Raw genomic sequence first — 18,542 nt, 5'->3', positions numbered from 1 at the left:
TATGGGCGGTGATGCGGCCTATTTTTATCGTTAAAGCTGATATATTAAAGATAGTATCCATCGATAAAGTAGATAGGTTATGCGCTATTCACCTGAAGCCCTTACCGCGTTTGTTGAGGCTGTTGCGGCTGGCTCTTTCTCTGCCGCCGCACGCCGGCTGCGTAAAAGTCAGTCGACGATCAGCACCTCCATTGCCCATCTTGAAGCCGATCTCGGTTTTGAGCTCTTTGACCGCTCGGCGCGTCAGCCGGTGTTAACGCCTCAGGGTGAGCAGGTGCTGGGCTATGTCCAGGCCATCCTTGCCGCCAGCACGCGGCTGGATGAACTGGCGGTGTCGCTAACGGCACAAACGGAGGCGCGTCTGACATTTGTCCTTTCCGATACCCTGAACCCGGACGTGCTGGAAGAGATGATGAAGCAGTTTGACGCTCGCTTTCCCCATACGGCGTTCGAATGTCTGATTGGCGAGGAAGAGGATGTGATCGATCTGCTGCAAAAGGCGCGAGCGCAGGTGGGGCTGACGGAAGCGCGGGACAGTTACCCCACCGACATTGGCGTTACCCGCCTGCCGATGCAGACCCGTATGGCAATTTATGTTGCGACCACGCATCCCCTGGCGGGCCAAGCCGAAGTGCAGAGTGACGAGCTGCACGGCTGGCGCGAACTGCGGCTTAGCACCTATCTGGAACGCGAGGCTGAAATTGCGCGAGGACCCGTCTGGTCAGCACCGAATTACCTGTTACTCTTGAGTATGGCTGTGCAGGGATTCGGCTGGTGCGTGTTGCCGTGCGCGCTGGTGGATGAATTTGCCGCCGCGAAATCCCTGGTTCAGCTCAATGTGCCTGGCTGGCCAAGGGCGATCGGCATCGATCTGCTGTGGAATAAACGATCCCCTCCCGGCGTTGCCGGAAGCTGGCTGCGGCAGTATCTGCAGGATGTCCGTTAATCCTTGTGATTAAACTCACTATTTTTAAACAATTAAGATAATTGCCAGTAACAATCCTCTACTATCGTCATGTCATTTAACACAGAGGTCGTGATGAAAGATGTCGTCATAGTGGGTGCGTTGCGTACAGCTATAGGCTGTTTTCAGGGAGCGCTCGCGCGTCACTCGGCGGTTGACCTGGGCAGCGTGGTGGTCAAAGCGCTGGTGGAACGTAGCGGGGTCGCCGCACACGAAATTGATGAGGTGATCCTGGGGCAGGTTCTCACTGCCGGAGCCGGGCAAAACCCTGCGCGCCAGGCGGCCCTGAAAGGCGGTCTGCCCAACACCGTATCCGCCATCACCATCAACGACGTCTGTGGTTCAGGACTCAAAGCACTTCATCTCGCTACGCAAGCCATTCAATGCGGTGAAGCGGATGTGGTTATTGCTGGCGGACAAGAGAATATGAGCCGTGCGCCGCACGTTCTCACCGACAGTCGTACCGGTGCGCAGTTAGGTAACAGTCAGTTGCTCGACAGCCTGGTGCATGACGGGCTGTGGGATGCGTTCAATGACTATCATATGGGTGTGACGGCGGAAAACCTGGCGCGCGAGTACGGTATCAGCCGTGAATTGCAGGATGCTTACGCGCTCAGTTCCCAGCAAAAGGCGCGTGCTGCGATTGATTCTGGTCGTTTTCGCGACGAGATTGTCCCGGTCAGCACGCAGCGTCAGAACGGCGAGGTGGTTGTCGTGGATACTGACGAACAGCCGCGCACTGACGCCAGTGCTGAAGGCCTGGCAAGACTCAATCCTGCGTTTGAAACCCAGGGCTCGGTCACGGCGGGCAATGCCTCTTCCATTAACGACGGCGCCGCAGCCGTTATGATGATGAGTGAAAGTAAAGCCCTGGAGCTGGATCTCCCTGTCCTGGCCCGCATCAAGGCTTTTGCCAGCGTGGGTGTTGATCCAGCACTGATGGGGATCGCACCCGTCTACGCTACCCGTCGCTGTCTGGATCGCGCAGGGTGGCAACTCTCCGATGTGGATCTGATTGAAGTGAACGAAGCGTTTGCCGCGCAGGCGATCTCGGTCGGCAAAATGCTGGAGTGGGATCCGCTGCGGGTCAACGTAAACGGTGGAGCCATTGCGCTGGGTCACCCTATCGGGGCGTCCGGTTGCCGGATCCTGGTTTCACTGGTCCACGAAATGAAAAAACGCAATGCCCGCAAAGGGATAGCAACGCTCTGTATAGGCGGCGGGCAAGGGGTGGCGCTGGCCATCGAACGCTAATCTTTCCTGATTAATGAAACCTCCTCCGGGAGGTTTTTTTTTATCCTCCCTTCATTCCCATACCTCTTAACCGTGATCCGGGTGTCATTTTCGTTATAAACAAAATAAAAAATGAAACGTTGTTTTGAATTTAATTGAAAAGCCTATTTTATGCCGATAGTATGTGTTCATCATGAAAACGGAACGTTGTTTCGTTTATTTTCTTCTTTTGGGCATGACCACATCTGGAGGTTACCGTGGACGTCAGACAAAGCATTCACAGTGCGCACGCCAAAACGCTGGATACGCAGGGGCTGCGCAGTGAGTTTTTAGTTGAGCAGGTGTTCGAGGCCGACAAGTACACCATGGTCTACAGCCATATCGACCGCATTATTGTCGGCGGCATTATGCCGGTGGCAAAAACCGTCTCCGTGGGCGGGGAAGTGGGTAAACAGCTGGGCGTGAGCTATTTTCTGGAGCGTCGTGAGCTGGGGGTGATTAATATCGGCGGGCCGGGCACGATTACCGTGGACGGCCAGTGCTTCGAGATTGGTCACCGCGATGCGCTGTACGTCGGTAAAGGGGCGAAAGAGGTGGTCTTTGCCAGCATCGACGGCGGTAAGCCCGCGAAGTTTTACTATAACTGCGCCCCTGCGCATACCTCATACCCGACAAAAAAAGTGACGCCTGAGGACGCAGCGCCCGTAACGCTGGGCGATAACCTCACCAGCAACCGTCGCACCATCAATAAATATTTCGTTCCGGATGTGCTGGAAACCTGCCAGCTCAGCATGGGGCTGACTGAACTGGCTCCGGGCAACCTGTGGAATACCATGCCGTGCCATACCCATGAACGCCGCATGGAAGTCTACTTCTACTTCAACATGGACGACGATGCCTGCGTGTTCCACATGATGGGGCAGCCGCAGGAGACGCGCCATATCGTCATGCATAACGAGCAGGCGGTGATTTCACCAAGCTGGTCTATTCACTCTGGCGTAGGGACCAAAGCCTATACCTTCATCTGGGGTATGGTCGGCGAAAACCAGGTCTTCGATGACATGGACCACGTTGCTGTTAAGGATCTGCGCTAGTCGCGGGCGGTTAAGTATCTATCTGCCTGTTGGTGACAGGCGCTGAAGAGTAAGGAACTAACATGATTCTGGATGCATTTTCTCTGCAGGGCAAAGTGGCGGTGGTTTCCGGTTGCGACACCGGCCTGGGTCAGGGGATGGCGTTGGGTCTGGCGGAAGCGGGTTGTGACATCGTCGGGATTAATATCGTTGAACCCACAGAAACGATTGAGCGCGTGACTGCGCTGGGGCGTCGTTTTCTCAGCCTGACCGCCGACCTGCGTAAAATTGACGGCATTCCGCAACTGCTTGAGCGCGCGGTGGCGGAATGGGGCCATATTGATATTCTGGTCAACAACGCGGGTCTGATCCGTCGTGAAGACGCGATTAATTTCAGCGAGACTGACTGGGACGACGTCATGAACCTGAATATTAAGAGCGTATTCTTTATGTCTCAGGCGGCGGCAAAGCACTTCATCGCGCAGGGAAAAGGCGGCAAGATCATTAACATCGCCTCGATGCTCTCCTTCCAGGGCGGCATCCGCGTGCCGTCTTATACGGCGTCAAAAAGCGCGGTGATGGGCGTGACCCGTCTGCTGGCGAACGAGTGGGCGCAGCACAATATCAACGTCAACGCGATTGCCCCGGGCTACATGGCCACCAATAACACCCAGCAGCTGCGGGCGGACGAAGAACGCAGTGCGGCCATTCTGGAGCGTATCCCGGCCGGGCGCTGGGGTCTGCCGAGTGACCTGATGGGGCCGGTTGTGTTTCTGGCCTCCTCAGCCTCGGACTACATCAATGGTTATACCATTGCGGTGGATGGCGGCTGGCTGGCGCGATAACCCCGCTTCTGACAAAACCTCTGCGCTTCAGCGGAGGTTTTTTTTGCTTAAAAATTGTCAAAATCCATATCGATAAACACGAAAAATCCATACCGAAAAATGATAAATGACCGCTATCACACTTTTATTCCTGAAAAATTAACGGATTAGTAAAATATTGTGATTAATCAGGATTAGTTGAAATTGTAATGTCCATCACAGATCGCTATGCCATAGCGAAATCATCCATATCTTCGCGAATTCCTGCCTGACACTTTTCCGCGCTTTCTCGTAATTTCACTTAACAAATTTTGCTGTTGAGGCAGGAAAAATATGACATCTATCAATGACTCTACCCTGATGCCCGCTGCGCTGCGCGATACCCGACGCATGAACCAGTTTGTCTCCATTGCGGCTGCTGTAGCAGGTTTGCTGTTTGGCCTGGATATTGGCGTCATCGCCGGGGCGCTGCCGTTCATTACCGATCATTTTACGTTGAGTAATCGCCTGCAGGAGTGGGTGGTGAGCAGCATGATGCTTGGTGCGGCTATCGGTGCGCTGTTTAACGGCTGGCTTTCGTTCCGCCTCGGGCGCAAATACAGCCTGATGGTCGGCGCCGTCCTGTTTGTTGCGGGGTCGATTGGCTCTGCATTTGCGACCAACGTAGAGGTACTGCTGCTTTCCCGCGTGCTGCTCGGCGTGGCAGTGGGGATCGCCTCCTACACGGCACCGCTTTATCTCTCTGAGATGGCAAGTGAGAATGTGCGGGGCAAGATGATCAGTATGTATCAGTTGATGGTGACGCTGGGCATCGTGCTGGCGTTCCTGTCCGATACGTACTTCAGCTACAGCGGCAACTGGCGCGCCATGCTCGGCGTGCTGGCGCTGCCTGCGGTGGTGCTGATTGTACTAGTGATCTTCCTGCCCAATAGCCCGCGCTGGCTGGCGCAAAAAGGGCGTCACGTCGAGGCGGAAGAGGTGCTGCGGATGCTGCGCGATACTTCTGAAAAAGCGCGTGAAGAGCTGAACGAAATCCGCGAAAGCCTGAAGCTGAAGCAGGGGGGCTGGGCGCTGTTTAAGAGCAACCGCAACGTGCGCCGCGCGGTGTTCCTCGGCATGTTGCTGCAGGCGATGCAGCAGTTCACCGGGATGAACATCATCATGTACTACGCGCCACGCATCTTCAAAATGGCCGGTTTTACCACCACTGAGCAGCAGATGATTGCCACGCTGGTGGTGGGGCTCACCTTTATGTTCGCCACCTTTATTGCGGTATTCACCGTCGATAAAGCCGGGCGTAAACCGGCGCTGAAAATTGGCTTTAGCGTGATGGCTCTCGGCACGCTGATCCTCGGCTACTGCCTGATGCAGTTTGATAACGGCACGGCCTCAAGCGGTCTTTCCTGGCTTTCTGTCGGGATGACCATGATGTGTATTGCCGGTTACGCGATGAGCGCCGCACCTGTGGTGTGGATCCTGTGCTCCGAAATTCAGCCGCTCAAATGCCGTGACTTTGGGATCACCTGTTCCACCACCACCAACTGGGTGTCGAACATGATCATTGGTGCGACCTTCCTGACGCTGCTGGATGCCATTGGCGCTGCGGGAACCTTCTGGCTCTACACGGTGCTGAACGTGGCGTTTATTGGCGTGACCTTCTGGCTGATTCCGGAAACCAAAGGTGTGACGCTGGAACATATTGAACGCAAACTGATGGCCGGGGAAAAACTGCGTAATATCGGCGTGTAATGTGAATACCGGGGGCCCTACGTTTACTGGGCCTGCGTGGGCAAAATGTACGCCGGGTAAGCGCTAGCGCCACCCGGCTTTTTTCTAGATCGATGTTTAACAAGAGCCATGTTGTAAATAACTACCAACTTTGATAGCAAGCGCACACATAGCCGATTCTTGCGTTCAGATTATTCTCATTTCCTAGTATTATCTGAAAACTGAACTCACCAGGCAGAACTTTACTGCAATCGCAATAGAAGAACGGCTATGTCAGCAATGGATTTCAAAAAAAATACGGATCTCGATTTTCCTTCATATGCTACCCCCGCAATCTCTCCAAAAGAGATCGACCTTCTGGGTCTGTTAGATGTTCTGCTGGCCGCGAAAAAACGCATCGTCACCATCGTCTTTATCTTTGCGCTGGCAGGTCTGGCTATTGCGTTTCTGTTGCCGCAAAAATGGACCAGTAAAGCGGTGATCACCCCGGCAGAGCAGACGCAGTGGAACCCGCTGCGCCAGATGATGGTTGCGCTGCAGGTTCTTGACGTGAAGGCGCAGGTGACACGTTCGGAAATCTTTGATCTGTTTATCAAAAAATTCCAGTCGCAGTCATTGCTCAAAGAGTATTTGACCTCTTCCCCTTACGTCATGTCACAGCTTGAAGAGGTTGAGGTTGACGCGCTTGAACTGCACCGTGCGGTCGTCAATATTGCGGAAAGAATGAAAGCGGTGAATGACGCACAGGTAAAAGATGCGGATAAAGTGCCTTATGTCTCCTGGACTCTGAGCTTCACGGCACCGAAAGCCAGTGATGCGCAAACCGTACTGGAGGGGTATATCAATTATATCGCGGCGGTTGTTGAAAAAGAGACGGTGCAAAATATCCGTAACCAGATCGCCCTCAGGACGAATGAGGTAGAGCAGCAGCTTAAGCTCGACCGTGTGCGTCTGACCAATATTCACAATACTAACCTGCAGCGGCTGAATTATTCGCTGGAAGTGGCAAATGCTGCGGGCATTAAGAAGCCAGTCTACAGCAGCGGGCAGGCGGTAAAAGATGACCCGGATTACTCCGTTGCGCTCGGTGCCGACGGAATTGCGCAAAAGCTGCAGATTGAAAAAAATCTCAAAGATGTGACGGAGCTGAACGCGGACTTCCAGAACCGGGAATACTATCTGGCGCAGCTGAAAAATCTCTCCTTTGCAGACGTTAAGCTTGAACCCTTCAGGTATCAGCTTTCTCCGTCTTTGCCGGTGAAAAAAGACGGTCCGGGCAAACCTCTGATTGTAATTCTGGCGGCACTCCTGGGCGGGCTCTTTGCCTGCGGTAGCGTGTTGCTGCGTGAAGCGATGCTCTCCCGTCATCCGCTGTCAGAGCCGTTGACACAATAAACGCAGGGTTTAAAAAGGCGCTGAATACAGCGCCTTTTTTTATGGGCGTCGGTTGTGTTAAAAGAGATACCAGAGATAAGGAGAGATAATGAAAACGATCGGCCTGATAGGTGGGATGAGCTGGGAATCGACAATCCCTTATTACCGCCTGATTAACGAAGGGGTAAAGCAGCGTCTGGGCGGACTGCATTCTGCGAGTCTGCTGCTGCACAGCGTTGATTTCCATGAAATTGAAGCCTGTCAGTCGAGCGGAGAGTGGGATAAAGCCGGTGAAATACTGGCGGATGCCGCGCTGGGGCTGGAGCGTGCGGGGGCACAGGGCATTCTGCTGTGTACCAATACGATGCACAAAGTTGCATCGCACATTGAAGCACGCTGTTCGCTGCCATTCCTGCACATCGCCGATGCCACAGGACGTGCTATTCGCTCGTCGGGGATGTCGCGCGTGGCATTGCTCGGCACGCGCTACACCATGGAGCAGGATTTCTATCGCGGGCGTTTGCACAGCGAATTCGGCATCGAAAGCCTGATACCGGATGAGAAAGACCGGGCGCGCCTCAATCAGATTATCTTCGAAGAACTGTGCCTGGGTACCTTCAGCGAGCCTTCCCGGGCGTATTACGTCAGCGTGATTGAAAAGCTGGCGCAGCAGGGGGCTGAAGGGGTGATCTTCGGCTGCACGGAGATCGGCCTGCTGGTGCCTGCAGAGCGAAGCCCGGTCCCGGTCTTTGATACCGCCGCCATTCACGCCGCCGATGCCGTGGAGTTTATGCTCTCATAATGGGTTTTGCCGTTCAGGTAAGCGAAGCGCCACCTGGCGGGCGTGATCCATTAAGTGTTCGGTGAATGTGTCCACCAGCGCGGAGGCCGGACGGTGTAGCGGGCGGATCAGGCTCACGGTGAACGGAACGGATAGGCTAAACGGGCGAATCACGATATCGCTCCCGGCATAATCCAGCGCCGTGAGCGGGTTAACGACCGCGACGCCGACGCCCGCCCGCACCATTGCACATATTGACGCCGCGCTGTGCGTTTCCACTACCATCCGCCGTTTCACCTGATGCTCAGCAAAAAGCGTATCCAGCAGCTGCCGGTAGCTGTCGGTTTGCGACAGGCTAATGTAGTTCTCCCCGTGGAAATCCTCTGGTGCAATCACTGTCTTACCGGCGAGCCGGTGCCCAGCGGGCAAAACGCACACTTCATCTAAAGAAAGTAACTCCGTGCGTGCCGTTCCCGCAGGCGTGGAGAGCGTTTCGGTCAGGCCCAAATCATGACGCTGTGCTGAAAGCCACTCTTCAAGCAGGGGGGACTCCTGCGGCACGATGGTGAGATTGACCTCCGGATAGCGGGCCAGAAAAGGCTGAAGCAGGGTCGGTAAAAAAGACTGAGAGAAAACCGGAAGACAGACAATCGACAGCTCGCCCTGACGAAACTCGCGCAGACTTTCCGCCGCACTGACAATTCTGTCCAGCCCGTACCAGGAGCGTTGGACTTCCTCAAACAGGCGCAACCCCTGCACCGTCGGGTGAAGTCTTCCTCGGGTGCGCTCGAACAGTTTCAGTTCCAGTACCTTTTCGAAGCGCGCCAGCTCGCGGCTGACCGTCGGCTGCGACGTATGCAGCATCTGCGCGGCTTCGGTGAGATTGCCGGTGGTCATCACAGCGTGAAAAATCTCTATATGGCGTAAATTCACAGCGGGCATAGGGCACCTGAAAGCAGAGAACTGTCCATATCATTTTTGCATAGACTCACGATAAAACGATATTTTTTATTCTCCTTCCGCTGTGGCGTAATCATGAAAAATGAATTTATCCGGAGAAGACCATGCCACGCCCGCTCAATCAAACTGATACCGATTTAAATGCCGAAAATCTGCTGCGCCTGCCCGCCGAGTTTGGTTGCCCGGTATGGGTCTACGACGCGCAGATCGTTCGCGAGAAGATCGCGGCCCTGCATCAGTTTGACGTGGTGCGTTTTGCCCAGAAGGCCTGCTCCAATATTCACATCCTGCGCCTGATGCGTGAGCAGGGGGTCAAGGTTGACTCTGTCTCGCTGGGTGAAATCGAACGTGCGCTGGCGGCCGGATTTGATCCGAAAACCGATCCAGACGCGATTGTATTTACTGCGGATCTGATTGACGACGCCACGCTGGCGCGCGTGCATGAACTACAGGTGCCGGTGAATGCCGGTTCGGTGGATATGCTGGAGCAGCTGGGTCAGGTTTCACCAGGTCATCGCGTCTGGCTGCGTGTGAATCCGGGTTTCGGTCACGGTCATAGCCAAAAAACGAACACCGGCGGCGAAAACAGCAAGCACGGCATCTGGTATGCCGACATGCCAGCCGCGCTTGACGTGTTGCAGCGTTACAACCTGAAGCTGGTGGGTATTCACATGCACATTGGCTCTGGCGTGGATTACGGCCATCTGGAGCAGGTTTGCGGAGCGATGGTGCGCCAGGTTGTCGATTTTGGCCAGGATCTTGAGGCGATCTCCGCCGGGGGCGGGCTTTCCATTCCTTACCGCGAAGGAGAGGAGGCGATCGACACCGATCACTATTACGGCCTGTGGAGCGCCGCGCGTGACCAAATCGCCGCCCATCTCGGTCATGCCGTGAAGCTGGAAATTGAGCCGGGTCGTTTCCTGGTGGCCGAAGCCGGTGTGCTGGTGGCGCAGGTACGCAGCGTCAAAGAGATGGGCTCCCGCCACTTCGTATTGATTGACGCGGGCTTTAACGACCTGATGCGTCCATCGATGTACGGCAGCTATCATCACATTACCGCGCTGGCCGCTGATGGCCGCGATTTAACGCATGCGCCGCGCCGCGAGACGGTTGTCGCAGGCCCGCTGTGTGAATCGGGGGACGTCTTCACTCAGCAGGAAGGTGGAAAAGTGGAAACCCGCGCGCTGCCAGAGGTGAAGCCGGGCGATTACCTGGTGCTGCACGACACCGGGGCGTACGGGGCGTCGATGTCCTCGAACTACAACAGCCGCCCGCTGCTGCCGGAAGTACTGTTTGATAACGGCAAAGCGCAGTTGATCCGTCGTCGTCAGACCATTCAGGAACTGCTGGCTTTAGAACTCATCTGAGTAAAGTACGGCCCGGTGGTGACCGAATCGCGTAATACCAGCGTGCCGGTAAACGGTGGGATCGCATCGACCGGCTGGTTTTTTGCCAGCCGGATCGCCTGATCGATGGCCGTAATAATCATGTTATCTATTGGCAGATAAACCGATGAAAGCGCAGGCTCCAGCCACTTCGCGCTTGGGGCATCGTCAAAACCGAACAGGGAGATATCCTGCGGGATCTTGAGTCCTGCCTGGTGCAACGCTTTGGACGCACCCAGTGCCATATCATCGTTACAGGCAAACAGGGCGCTAAACGGCACGCCGTCGGCAATCAGCTCCTTGCACAGCTCATAGCCTCTCGTCATTCCGGCATCACCGTACTTAATTCGACGCTCGTCCAGGCGAATACCGTGCTTTTCCAGCGCTTTGCGATAGCCCATCAGCCGCGCTTTACCCGTGGGCGTGTGGATCGGGACGGTAATACAGGCGATCTCCCGATGGCCCTGATTGATCAGGTAATCCACTGCTTTAAATGCGGCATCCTGCTGTTCGAAGAACACGCAGCGATCCGGAGCCTGACTGACTTCACGGTTGATGACCACCAGCGGCGTTTGCACGGTATTCATCAGTTTGATGATCGCCTTTTCGCTCATATAGCGCGTGTAAAGCACGATGGCATCACACTGACGATCGGCCAGCATTTGCACTGCCTGTTCTTCCTGTTCCGGCGCGTCGTGACCGTCGGTGACGATCAGCTGTTTGCCGTGGGTTTCGGTCTGCCGCGACGCCTGCTGCAGAAGGCGCCCAAAATAAAAGCCGTCGAAGGTGGAGACGACCAGACCAATGCTGTTGCTGGTCTGGTTAGCCAGTGAGCGCGCGAGAAAGTTGGGGCGGTAGCCCAGCTCTTCCATCGCAGCAAAGACCTGCTGACGCGTACTCTCTTTAACCTGACCCGTGCCGTTCAGCACGCGCGAGACGGTAGCCTTCGACACGCCCGCACGCAGTGAGACATCCAGCATTGTTGCCATTCTACATTCCTGCTTCCACGTAATGCCCTGCAGTTTAACACAGACCTGACGGCGTATAAGCGATGCGGGAAGGGCAAAACTTCTGCCACGATCACGCTTTTTGGTAACGATTCGCCTGGCCCCTCAGAAGTAAAACGTAATAGTCTGACTCTGGTAAAATAATCGACAAACCGGGCTGGAGGCGTCAGGCTAGCCCATTAATAAGAACACCCAGGTGAAACGTGAAAAAGAGTGTCATCCTCCCGCTTTATGAAGCCCCGCAGTATGCGGAGCAGGTTACCGACTGGATATGGCAGGCGTTTGGCGAGGGGCTCCCACGGGCATTTTTCCACAGCATCGTTGAGCACAGCCAGGCGCCGGGGGCACTGCCGTTGACGTTTATCGCTTTAGAAGACCAACAGCTTCTCGGCACGGTGGGCCTCTGGCGCTGCGATTTGATTACCCGACAGGATCTCTGTCCGTGGCTGGCGGCGCTCTACGTTGATGAGGCGGCGCGCGGTAAGGGACTGGCAGGTAAGTTACAGCAACACGTTATCGCCTTTGCCGCACAGGCCGGATACGACGAACTCCATCTCTGGTCTGCCTGCCGTGACTTCTATGAACGTTACGGCTGGCAGTACATTGGCGATGGGCTGGAGTATCCCGATAAAACGGTACATCTGTACCGTTATTCGCTTTGCGCTTCAGCAGGCGACGCAACGGAGTGACGGCGCACTAAGGTTGGGCTGAAGAGATGGGTAATTTCCGGTGGCTGGCGTTGCTCGGCCAGTGCTAACGCCAGCTCGGCAGCCTGTGTGGCCATCGTGATGATAGGGTAACGCACGGTGGTCAGGCGCGGGCGCACATAGCGAGAGACCAGCACATCATCAAAGCCAATCAGCGAGATTTCTGCCGGGACCTCAATCCCGTTATCATTCAATACCCCCATTGCGCCAGCGGCCATCGAGTCGTTATAGCTGGCCACTGCCGTGAAGTTCCGTCCGCGGCCCAGCAGTTCCGTCATAGCCTGTTCGCCACCGCTCTCATCCGGTTCACCATAGGCCACCAGACGGTCATTACAGGGCAGACCGTTTTCGCGCAGGGCATCGTAGTAGCCCTGAAGACGATCTTCTGCGTCAGAAATAGGGTGGTTGGAACAGAGATAGCCAATCCGCGTATGTCCCTGTTGAATCAGATGACGGGTCGCAAGCCAGGCGCCGTAGCGGTCGTCGAGAGCCACGCAGCGTTTTTCAAATCCAGGAATAATGCGGTTGATGATGACCATGCCGGGCATCTGCTTCATCAGGTGGATCAGTTCGGCATCCGGGATCATTTTGGCGTGAACCACCAGAGCTGCGCAGCGGTGGCGGATCAGCTGTTCGATCGCCTGGCGCTCTTTTTGCTCATTATGATAGCCATTGCCGATCAGTAAAAAGTTACCCGTCTGATAAGAGACCTGTTCAACCGCCTTCACCATGGCGCCGAAAAAGGGGTCGGATACATCACCCACCACCAGACCAATGGTTTCAGTGGACTGCTGGGCGAGCGCGCGAGCATTGGCGTTGGGGTGGTAGTTCAGGGTTTCCATGGCGCTTTGTACCGCCTGGCGCGATGCGTCGCTGGCTTTGGGGGAATCATTAATCACGCGGGAGACGGTGGCAACCGAAACACCGGCCAGACGAGCCACATCCTTTATTGTCGCCATTTATAACCTTCTTATTAGGGGTAAGCGTTTACACACCAAATAGTGTTGCGGAAAAGTGGCGTGCATTCAAGGGGCACCGATTTCCCCTCACTACAAACGTGACGCAGAACACCCCTGATCGTGTAATCGTTACACGCGCAGTCATGTCAGAAGACGGTGAATCTGAACCTTTGGTTACACTTTGCCTCAGGCTGTTGCGATTGTCCGGTGGCGATGACGTTAAAGAGGTTGATAGAGTCGAGATCCCAGAGGTATTGATAGGTGGAATCAACTCCGGTTGATTAACACGACTTACACCAGCCTGCGTTTTTACGCAGGTTTTTTTTTGCCTGATAGTTCAACCTGTAACAGCAAAAGAGAATATTCACACCTGGTTGCACTTCGGCTCATTCCCTTGCGTTTTCCTGCTGGCGAAGCGCAGGGGCAACGGCCACAATCAAGATCCCAGAGGTATTGATTGGTGAGAATTCTTAGTACGTTTTCGTACTCATCTCTTGCACCAACCTGCGCGGATGCGCAGGTTTTTTTTTGCCTCCACTTTTGCTGTCGCTCCCATACCACTTCTCGTGTAATCTGCCACCATTTACTGTCAACCCTCCACACTGTCTGGCAAAGGGAGTTGAGATGCTATTTGGGTTCTTCCGTACACTTTTCCGTATTCTTTTTCGCATCCGCGTCACTGGCGATGCCCAGGCGCTTCGCGGCGAACGCGTTCTCATCACACCAAATCATGTTTCCTTTATCGATGGCATCCTGCTGGCGCTGTTTTTGCCCGTGCGTCCGGTGTTTGCGGTGTATACCTCCATCAGCCAGCAGTGGTATATGCGCTGGCTCACGCCGCTGATTGACTTCGTGCCGCTCGACCCCACCAAACCGATGATGATTAAACATCTGGTACGTCTGGTTGAGCAGGGGCGTCCGGTGGTCATTTTCCCGGAAGGGCGCATTTCAGTGACCGGCTCGCTAATGAAAATCTATGACGGCGCGGGTTTTGTCGCGGCGAAGTCAAAAGCGACCGTGGTGCCACTGCGTATCGAAGGCGCAGAGCTGAGCCACTTCAGCCGCCTGAAAGGGCTGGTGAAGCAGCGTCTGTTCCCAAAAATTACCCTGCATATTCTGCCGCCAACGTCGTTACCGATGCCCGATGCACCGCGTGCCCGCGATCGCCGTAAAATTGCCGGAGAAATGCTGCACCAGATTATGATGGAAGCGCGAATGGCCGTTCGTCCGCGCGAAACGCTGTATGAATCTCTGCTTTCGGCACAGTATCGCTATGGTGCCAGGAAAAACTGTATTGAAGACATCAATTTCACGCCTGACACATATTGCAAACTGCTGACCAAGACCCTGTTTGTGGGCCGCATTCTTGAAAAATACAGTAAGAAGGGTGAAAAGATTGGCCTGATGCTGCCTAACGCGGGCATCAGCGCAGCGGTGATTTTTGGTGCGGTGTCCCGCGGCCGTATTCCGGCAATGATGAACTACACGGCGGGTGTAAAAGGGCTGACCAGTGCCATCACTGCGGCCCAAATCAACACCGTTTTTACCTCTCGCCAGTTCCTGGATAAAGGCAAGCTGTGGCATCTGCCGGAGCAGCTGACTCAGGTTCGCTGGGTCTTCCTGGAAGATCTGAAGGCGGACGTGACGACGGGCGACAAGCTGTGGATTTTCGCTCACCTGCTGATGCCCCATCTGGCACAGGTTAAACAGCAGCCGGAAGATGACGCGATTATCCTCTTTACCTCCGGTTCGGAAGGCAACCCGAAAGGCGTCGTCCACAGCCACAAGAGTATTCTCGCGAACGTTGAACAGATCAAAAGCATTGCTGACTTTACCGCCAGTGACCGTTTTATGTCTGCGCTGCCGCTGTTCCACTCCTTTGGTCTGACGGTGGGGCTGTTTACGCCGCTGCTGACCGGCGCAGAAGTGTTCCTCTATCCCAGCCCGCTGCATTACCGCATTGTGCCGGAGCTGGTGTATGACCGTAACTGCACCGTCCTGTTTGGGACCTCAACCTTCCTGGGTAACTATGCGCGTTTCGCTAATCCATATGATTTCTATCGTGTGCGTTATGTGGTGGCGGGGGCGGAAAAACTGCAGGAGAGCACGCGTCAGATCTGGCAGGACAAGTTTGGCCTGCGCATTCTTGAAGGCTATGGCGTTACGGAGTGCGCACCCGTCGTCTCCATCAACGTGCCGATGGCGGCGAAGCCGGGTACGGTTGGCCGAATTCTGCCGGGAATGGATGCGCGTCTGCTGGCGGTACCGGGCATTGAGGACGGTGGCCGCCTGCAGCTGAAAGGACCAAACGTGATGAACGGTTACCTGCGCGTGGAAAACCCGGGCGTGCTGGAAGCGCCAACGGCGGAAAACGTGAACGGTGAGGTCGAAACCGGCTGGTACGACACCGGTGATATCGTTCGCTTCGACGAGCAGGGCTTTGTGCAGATTCAGGGGCGTGCAAAACGCTTCGCCAAAATCGCCGGTGAAATGGTCTCTCTGGAGATGGTTGAGCAGCTGGCGACGGCGGTGTCCGCGGATAAGATGCACGCGACGGTGGTGAAGAGTGATGCCAGCAAAGGCGAGGCGCTGGTCCTGTTTACCACCGACAGTGAGCTGAAGCGCGACAGGTTACTTAGCCATGCGCGTGAGCATGGCATTCCCGAGCTGGCGGTACCGCGCGATATTCGTTACCTGAAACACCTTCCGGTACTGGGTAGCGGTAAGCCTGACTTTGTGACCCTGAAAGGCATGGTTGAAGAGGCGGAACAGCAAAATGCGTGAGTCAGTGCACACTAACACATCGCTTAGGTCTAAAGGCATGATGGCAGTGATTGCCGCGCAGTTTCTCTCTGCGTTCGGCGATAACGCGCTGTTGTTTGCCACCCTGGCGCTGCTGAAGGCCGAGTTTTACCCTGACTGGAGCCAGCCGATCCTGCAGATGGTGTTTGTGGGCGCTTACATTATCTTCGCGCCGTTTGTGGGGCAGGTGGCGGACAGTTTCCCGAAAGGCCGGGTGATGATGTTTGCTAACGGTCTGAAGCTGCTGGGGGCCGCCAGCATTTGCTTTGGTTTCAATCCGTTTATTGGCTACACGCTGGTGGGCATTGGTGCTGCCGCCTACTCACCGGCGAAATATGGCATCCTCGGAGAGCTGACCACGGGTGATAAGCTGGTGAAAGCCAACGGCCTGATGGAGTCGTCTACTATCGCCGCTATCCTGCTCGGCTCCGTCGCGGGCGGTGTACTGGCCGACTGGCATGTCCTGGCGGCGCTGGGCGTTTGTGCGGTGGTGTATGGCGGTGCGGTCGTGGCTAACCTGTACATTCCGAAGCTGCCGGTAGCCCGTCCGGGACAATCCTGGCGCTTCAAACCGATGACCGGCAGTTTCTTTAATGCCTGCCGCGTGCTGTGGCGTAACGGTGAAACACGTTTCTCTCTGATGGGCACCAGTATGTTCTGGGGTGCAGGCGTCACGCTGCGCTTCCTGCTGGTGCTGTGGGTGCCGGTGGCGCTGGGCATTACCGACAATGCGACGCCGACCTATCTTAACGCGATGGTGGCGATTGGCATTGTTGTTGGCGCGGGCGCGGCGGCGAAGCTGGTGACGCTCGAAACGGTGGCACGCTGCATGCCTGCGGGGATCCTGATTGGCGTCGTGGTGCTCCTTTTCTCGCTACAGCATGCGTTATTGCCTGCTTATGTTCTGCTGATCCTGATTGGTATTCTGGGTGGTTTCTTCGTGGTACCGCTCAACGCGTTACTGCAGGAGCGCGGCAAGCAGACTGTTGGGGCGGGAAATGCCATTGCGGTGCAAAATCTGGGTGAAAACCTGGCGATGCTGTTAATGCTGGGGCTCTACTCGCTGGCGGTGAAAGTCGGTGTGCCAGTGGTGGGAATTGGCATCGGGTTTGGTGCGCTGTTTGCGCTGGCGATTGCCGCATTATGGCTTTGGCAGCGTCGCCGTTGATTTATGCGGTCTGATGCCCTCACCCCGGCCCTCTCCCACGGGAGAGGGTGCGAACACTAAAAACGGCAACGTGCGTTGCCGTTTTGCATTTATTACGGTGCAGGATACGTATAAACCTGATGCACCGCTTCAATCTCCGCTAATACCTCTTCACTCAGGTCCAGATGGAAACTCTCAATATTGGTTTTCAGCTGTTCCAGTGTGGTTGCCCCCAGCAGAGTACTGGCCACAAACGGCTGACGGCGCACGAAGGCCAGCGCCATCTGTGCGGGGTCAAGACCGTGACGCTTTGCGATATCCACATAGGCCGCAACGGCTTTCTGTGTCTGCTCGCCGCTGTAGCGGGTAAAGCGGCTAAAGAGGGTATTACGCGCCCCGGCCGGTTTTGCGCCGTTCAGGTATTTCCCCGTCAGCGTGCCAAAACCGAGGCAGGAATAGGCGAGCAGTTCCACCTCTTCATATTGTGTCACTTCCGCCAGGCCAACTTCGTAGCTGCGGTTAAGCAGGCTGTAGGGGTTTTGAATGGTGACGATGCGCGGCAGATCGTGTTTATCCGCCAGGTGCAGATAGCGCATCACGCCAAAGGCCGTTTCGTTAGACACGCCAATGTAGCGGATTTTCCCCGCGCGCTGGCATTCGGTCAGCGCTTCCAGCGTTTCCAGCAGCGTAACGGCGGGAGCGCTCTCATTCCAGCTGTAGCCGAGCTTACCGAAACAGTTGGTTGGACGCTGTGGCCAGTGGACCTGGTACAGATCAAGATAGTCGGTTTGCAGGCGCTTCAGGCTGGCATCCAGCGCGGCGCGGATATTTTTGCGATCGAGGATTTGGTTTGGGCGGATCCCGGCATCGTTATTGCGCGAGGGGCCGCTGACTTTCGAGGCGATAACCAGCTTTTCACGGTTGCCGCGTTTTGCCAGCCAGTTACCGACGTAGGTTTCGGTAAGTCCCTGGGTTTCAGGGCGTGGCGGCACAGGGTACATCTCTGCGACATCAATCAGGTTAATGCCCTGGCTGACGGCATAATCGAGTTGTGCATGGGCATCGGCTTCGCTGTTTTGTTCACCAAATGTCATCGTGCCCAACCCCAGTTGACTTATCTCCAGAGCGCTGTGGGGGATACGGTGATAATGCATAGCCGGCTTCCTTCAATAGACATGTAGACCGCGTCAGGAACCTCCCGACAAAGGAATATAAACATGGCAGAGGGGAAGCAAAAGGGGAAGAAAAAAATCAAAAAGGCCAGTACGCTACTGACCTCTGACTGTTATCGCTCAATAATTTGCGAAACTTCGTCGCGATTGATCTGCATTTTATTGCCTGCCTGGTCGTGGTAGCTGACCAGACCGGTATCGTCGTCGACTTCGGGTTTGCCGTCGGTCAGGATCATCCGGCCATCTTTTGTCGCCATAACGTAATCGCTGCTACAGCCCGATACAGCAAACGCCAACCCGACTGCTGAAATTAACACCGCCCATTTTTTCATCGTTATCATCCTCATCTGGCTCGTATCAAATCATAGTGTAGTATTAACCCGTTATGAAAACAGGGAGAAGCAGTAAAATCTTAAAAACCAGGCG

Annotated in this window: 16 protein-coding genes; 11 read left to right on the top strand and 5 right to left on the bottom strand. The window is 55.3% G+C overall.

The window, feature by feature from the left end; all coding sequences use genetic code 11:
* Positions 1-79 precede the first annotated feature (79 nt).
* The 7 genes from ABFI50_RS04910 (at position 80) to ABFI50_RS04880 (ending at position 7,998) form a co-directional block, all read left to right on the top strand.
* Positions 80-946, top strand: coding sequence for a LysR family transcriptional regulator (locus ABFI50_RS04910; protein WP_347485500.1), 867 nt, complete (start codon positions 80-82; stop codon positions 944-946).
* Between the two features lie 93 nt (positions 947-1,039).
* Positions 1,040-2,218, top strand: a complete 1,179-nt coding sequence (locus ABFI50_RS04905) for an acetyl-CoA C-acetyltransferase (RefSeq protein ID WP_014885099.1) — start codon at positions 1,040-1,042, stop codon at positions 2,216-2,218.
* 236 nt (positions 2,219-2,454) lie between these two features.
* Positions 2,455-3,291, top strand: a complete 837-nt coding sequence (kduI, locus tag ABFI50_RS04900) for a 5-dehydro-4-deoxy-D-glucuronate isomerase (RefSeq protein WP_014885098.1) — start codon at positions 2,455-2,457, stop codon at positions 3,289-3,291.
* A gap of 62 nt (positions 3,292-3,353) precedes the next feature.
* Complete coding sequence (gene kduD / locus ABFI50_RS04895) at positions 3,354-4,115, top strand: 2-dehydro-3-deoxy-D-gluconate 5-dehydrogenase KduD (protein WP_014885097.1); 762 nt, start codon at positions 3,354-3,356, stop codon at positions 4,113-4,115.
* Positions 4,116-4,427: 312 nt separating this feature from the next.
* Positions 4,428-5,843, top strand: coding sequence for a sugar porter family MFS transporter (locus ABFI50_RS04890; RefSeq protein WP_347485497.1), 1,416 nt, complete (start codon positions 4,428-4,430; stop codon positions 5,841-5,843).
* A 249-nt stretch (positions 5,844-6,092) separates the two neighbouring features.
* Positions 6,093-7,217: an LPS O-antigen length regulator Wzz(fepE) gene (wzz(fepE), locus tag ABFI50_RS04885; RefSeq protein WP_023331226.1), complete on the top strand. Its 1,125-nt coding sequence runs from the start codon at positions 6,093-6,095 to the stop codon at positions 7,215-7,217.
* An 88-nt stretch (positions 7,218-7,305) separates the two neighbouring features.
* Complete coding sequence (locus ABFI50_RS04880; protein ID WP_014885094.1) at positions 7,306-7,998, top strand: aspartate/glutamate racemase; 693 nt, start codon at positions 7,306-7,308, stop codon at positions 7,996-7,998.
* Here ABFI50_RS04880 and ABFI50_RS04875 read toward each other — a convergent pair.
* Positions 7,993-8,919, bottom strand: a complete 927-nt coding sequence (locus ABFI50_RS04875; RefSeq protein WP_347485494.1) for a LysR family transcriptional regulator — start codon at positions 8,917-8,919, stop codon at positions 7,993-7,995. The two genes, ABFI50_RS04880 and ABFI50_RS04875, sit on opposite strands and share 6 nt — an antisense overlap.
* Before the next feature lie 122 nt (positions 8,920-9,041).
* On the opposite strand from ABFI50_RS04875, the gene lysA reads away from it, so the two are divergent.
* Positions 9,042-10,304, top strand: coding sequence for a diaminopimelate decarboxylase (gene lysA / locus ABFI50_RS04870; RefSeq protein WP_014885092.1), 1,263 nt, complete (start codon positions 9,042-9,044; stop codon positions 10,302-10,304).
* Here the strand turns inward: lysA and ABFI50_RS04865 are convergent.
* Positions 10,274-11,311: a LacI family DNA-binding transcriptional regulator gene (locus tag ABFI50_RS04865; protein WP_014885091.1), complete on the bottom strand. Its 1,038-nt coding sequence runs from the start codon at positions 11,309-11,311 to the stop codon at positions 10,274-10,276. The genes lysA and ABFI50_RS04865 overlap by 31 nt on opposite strands.
* Before the next feature lie 221 nt (positions 11,312-11,532).
* Between ABFI50_RS04865 and ABFI50_RS04860 the strand changes: the two genes are divergently transcribed.
* Positions 11,533-12,018 (top strand): GNAT family N-acetyltransferase, encoded by a 486-nt coding sequence (locus ABFI50_RS04860; protein WP_014885090.1) that lies wholly within the window; start codon positions 11,533-11,535, stop codon positions 12,016-12,018.
* On the opposite strand, the gene galR is transcribed toward ABFI50_RS04860, so the two are convergent.
* On the bottom strand, positions 11,979-12,995 hold the full coding sequence (gene galR, locus ABFI50_RS04855; RefSeq protein ID WP_014885089.1) for an HTH-type transcriptional regulator GalR: 1,017 nt from the start codon (positions 12,993-12,995) through the stop codon (positions 11,979-11,981). The genes ABFI50_RS04860 and galR overlap by 40 nt on opposite strands.
* 624 nt (positions 12,996-13,619) lie before the next feature.
* Here galR and aas point away from each other — a divergent pair.
* Positions 13,620-15,779 (top strand): bifunctional acyl-ACP--phospholipid O-acyltransferase/long-chain-fatty-acid--ACP ligase, encoded by a 2,160-nt coding sequence (gene aas, locus ABFI50_RS04850; protein ID WP_347485491.1) that lies wholly within the window; start codon positions 13,620-13,622, stop codon positions 15,777-15,779.
* Positions 15,772-16,965 (top strand): lysophospholipid transporter LplT, encoded by a 1,194-nt coding sequence (lplT, locus tag ABFI50_RS04845; RefSeq protein WP_347485489.1) that lies wholly within the window; start codon positions 15,772-15,774, stop codon positions 16,963-16,965. Before aas ends, lplT begins: the two co-directional genes overlap by 8 nt.
* Before the next feature lie 92 nt (positions 16,966-17,057).
* Here lplT and ABFI50_RS04840 read toward each other — a convergent pair whose 3' ends face one another.
* Entirely contained in the window at positions 17,058-18,098 is a 1,041-nt protein-coding gene (locus ABFI50_RS04840) for an NADP(H)-dependent aldo-keto reductase (RefSeq protein ID WP_014885086.1), read from the bottom strand.
* Between the two features lie 131 nt (positions 18,099-18,229).
* Positions 18,230-18,448 (bottom strand): YgdI/YgdR family lipoprotein, encoded by a 219-nt coding sequence (locus ABFI50_RS04835; protein ID WP_014885085.1) that lies wholly within the window; start codon positions 18,446-18,448, stop codon positions 18,230-18,232.
* Positions 18,449-18,542 lie beyond the last annotated feature (94 nt).

Origin of the sequence: Enterobacter sp. HNDS-6 (assembly GCF_039850505.1) — a bacterium.
GTDB classification, from domain to species: Bacteria; Pseudomonadota; Gammaproteobacteria; order Enterobacterales; family Enterobacteriaceae; genus Enterobacter; species Enterobacter kobei.
This window is presented reverse-complemented; position numbering and strand designations above follow the sequence as displayed.

Coding starts and splice junctions, on each gene's coding strand:
- lysA (WP_014885092.1), top strand. CDS start 9,042: ATGCCACGCCCGCTCAATCAAACTGATACCGATTTAAATGCCGAAAAT.
- galR (WP_014885089.1), bottom strand. CDS start 12,995: ATGGCGACAATAAAGGATGTGGCTCGTCTGGCCGGTGTTTCGGTTGCC.
- kduD (WP_014885097.1), top strand. CDS start 3,354: ATGATTCTGGATGCATTTTCTCTGCAGGGCAAAGTGGCGGTGGTTTCC.
- ABFI50_RS04910 (WP_347485500.1), top strand. CDS start 80: ATGCGCTATTCACCTGAAGCCCTTACCGCGTTTGTTGAGGCTGTTGCG.
- ABFI50_RS04880 (WP_014885094.1), top strand. CDS start 7,306: ATGAAAACGATCGGCCTGATAGGTGGGATGAGCTGGGAATCGACAATC.
- ABFI50_RS04905 (WP_014885099.1), top strand. CDS start 1,040: ATGAAAGATGTCGTCATAGTGGGTGCGTTGCGTACAGCTATAGGCTGT.
- ABFI50_RS04835 (WP_014885085.1), bottom strand. CDS start 18,448: ATGAAAAAATGGGCGGTGTTAATTTCAGCAGTCGGGTTGGCGTTTGCT.
- ABFI50_RS04865 (WP_014885091.1), bottom strand. CDS start 11,311: ATGGCAACAATGCTGGATGTCTCACTGCGTGCGGGCGTGTCGAAGGCT.
- ABFI50_RS04890 (WP_347485497.1), top strand. CDS start 4,428: ATGACATCTATCAATGACTCTACCCTGATGCCCGCTGCGCTGCGCGAT.
- ABFI50_RS04840 (WP_014885086.1), bottom strand. CDS start 18,098: ATGCATTATCACCGTATCCCCCACAGCGCTCTGGAGATAAGTCAACTG.
- aas (WP_347485491.1), top strand. CDS start 13,620: ATGCTATTTGGGTTCTTCCGTACACTTTTCCGTATTCTTTTTCGCATC.
- ABFI50_RS04875 (WP_347485494.1), bottom strand. CDS start 8,919: ATGCCCGCTGTGAATTTACGCCATATAGAGATTTTTCACGCTGTGATG.
- lplT (WP_347485489.1), top strand. CDS start 15,772: ATGCGTGAGTCAGTGCACACTAACACATCGCTTAGGTCTAAAGGCATG.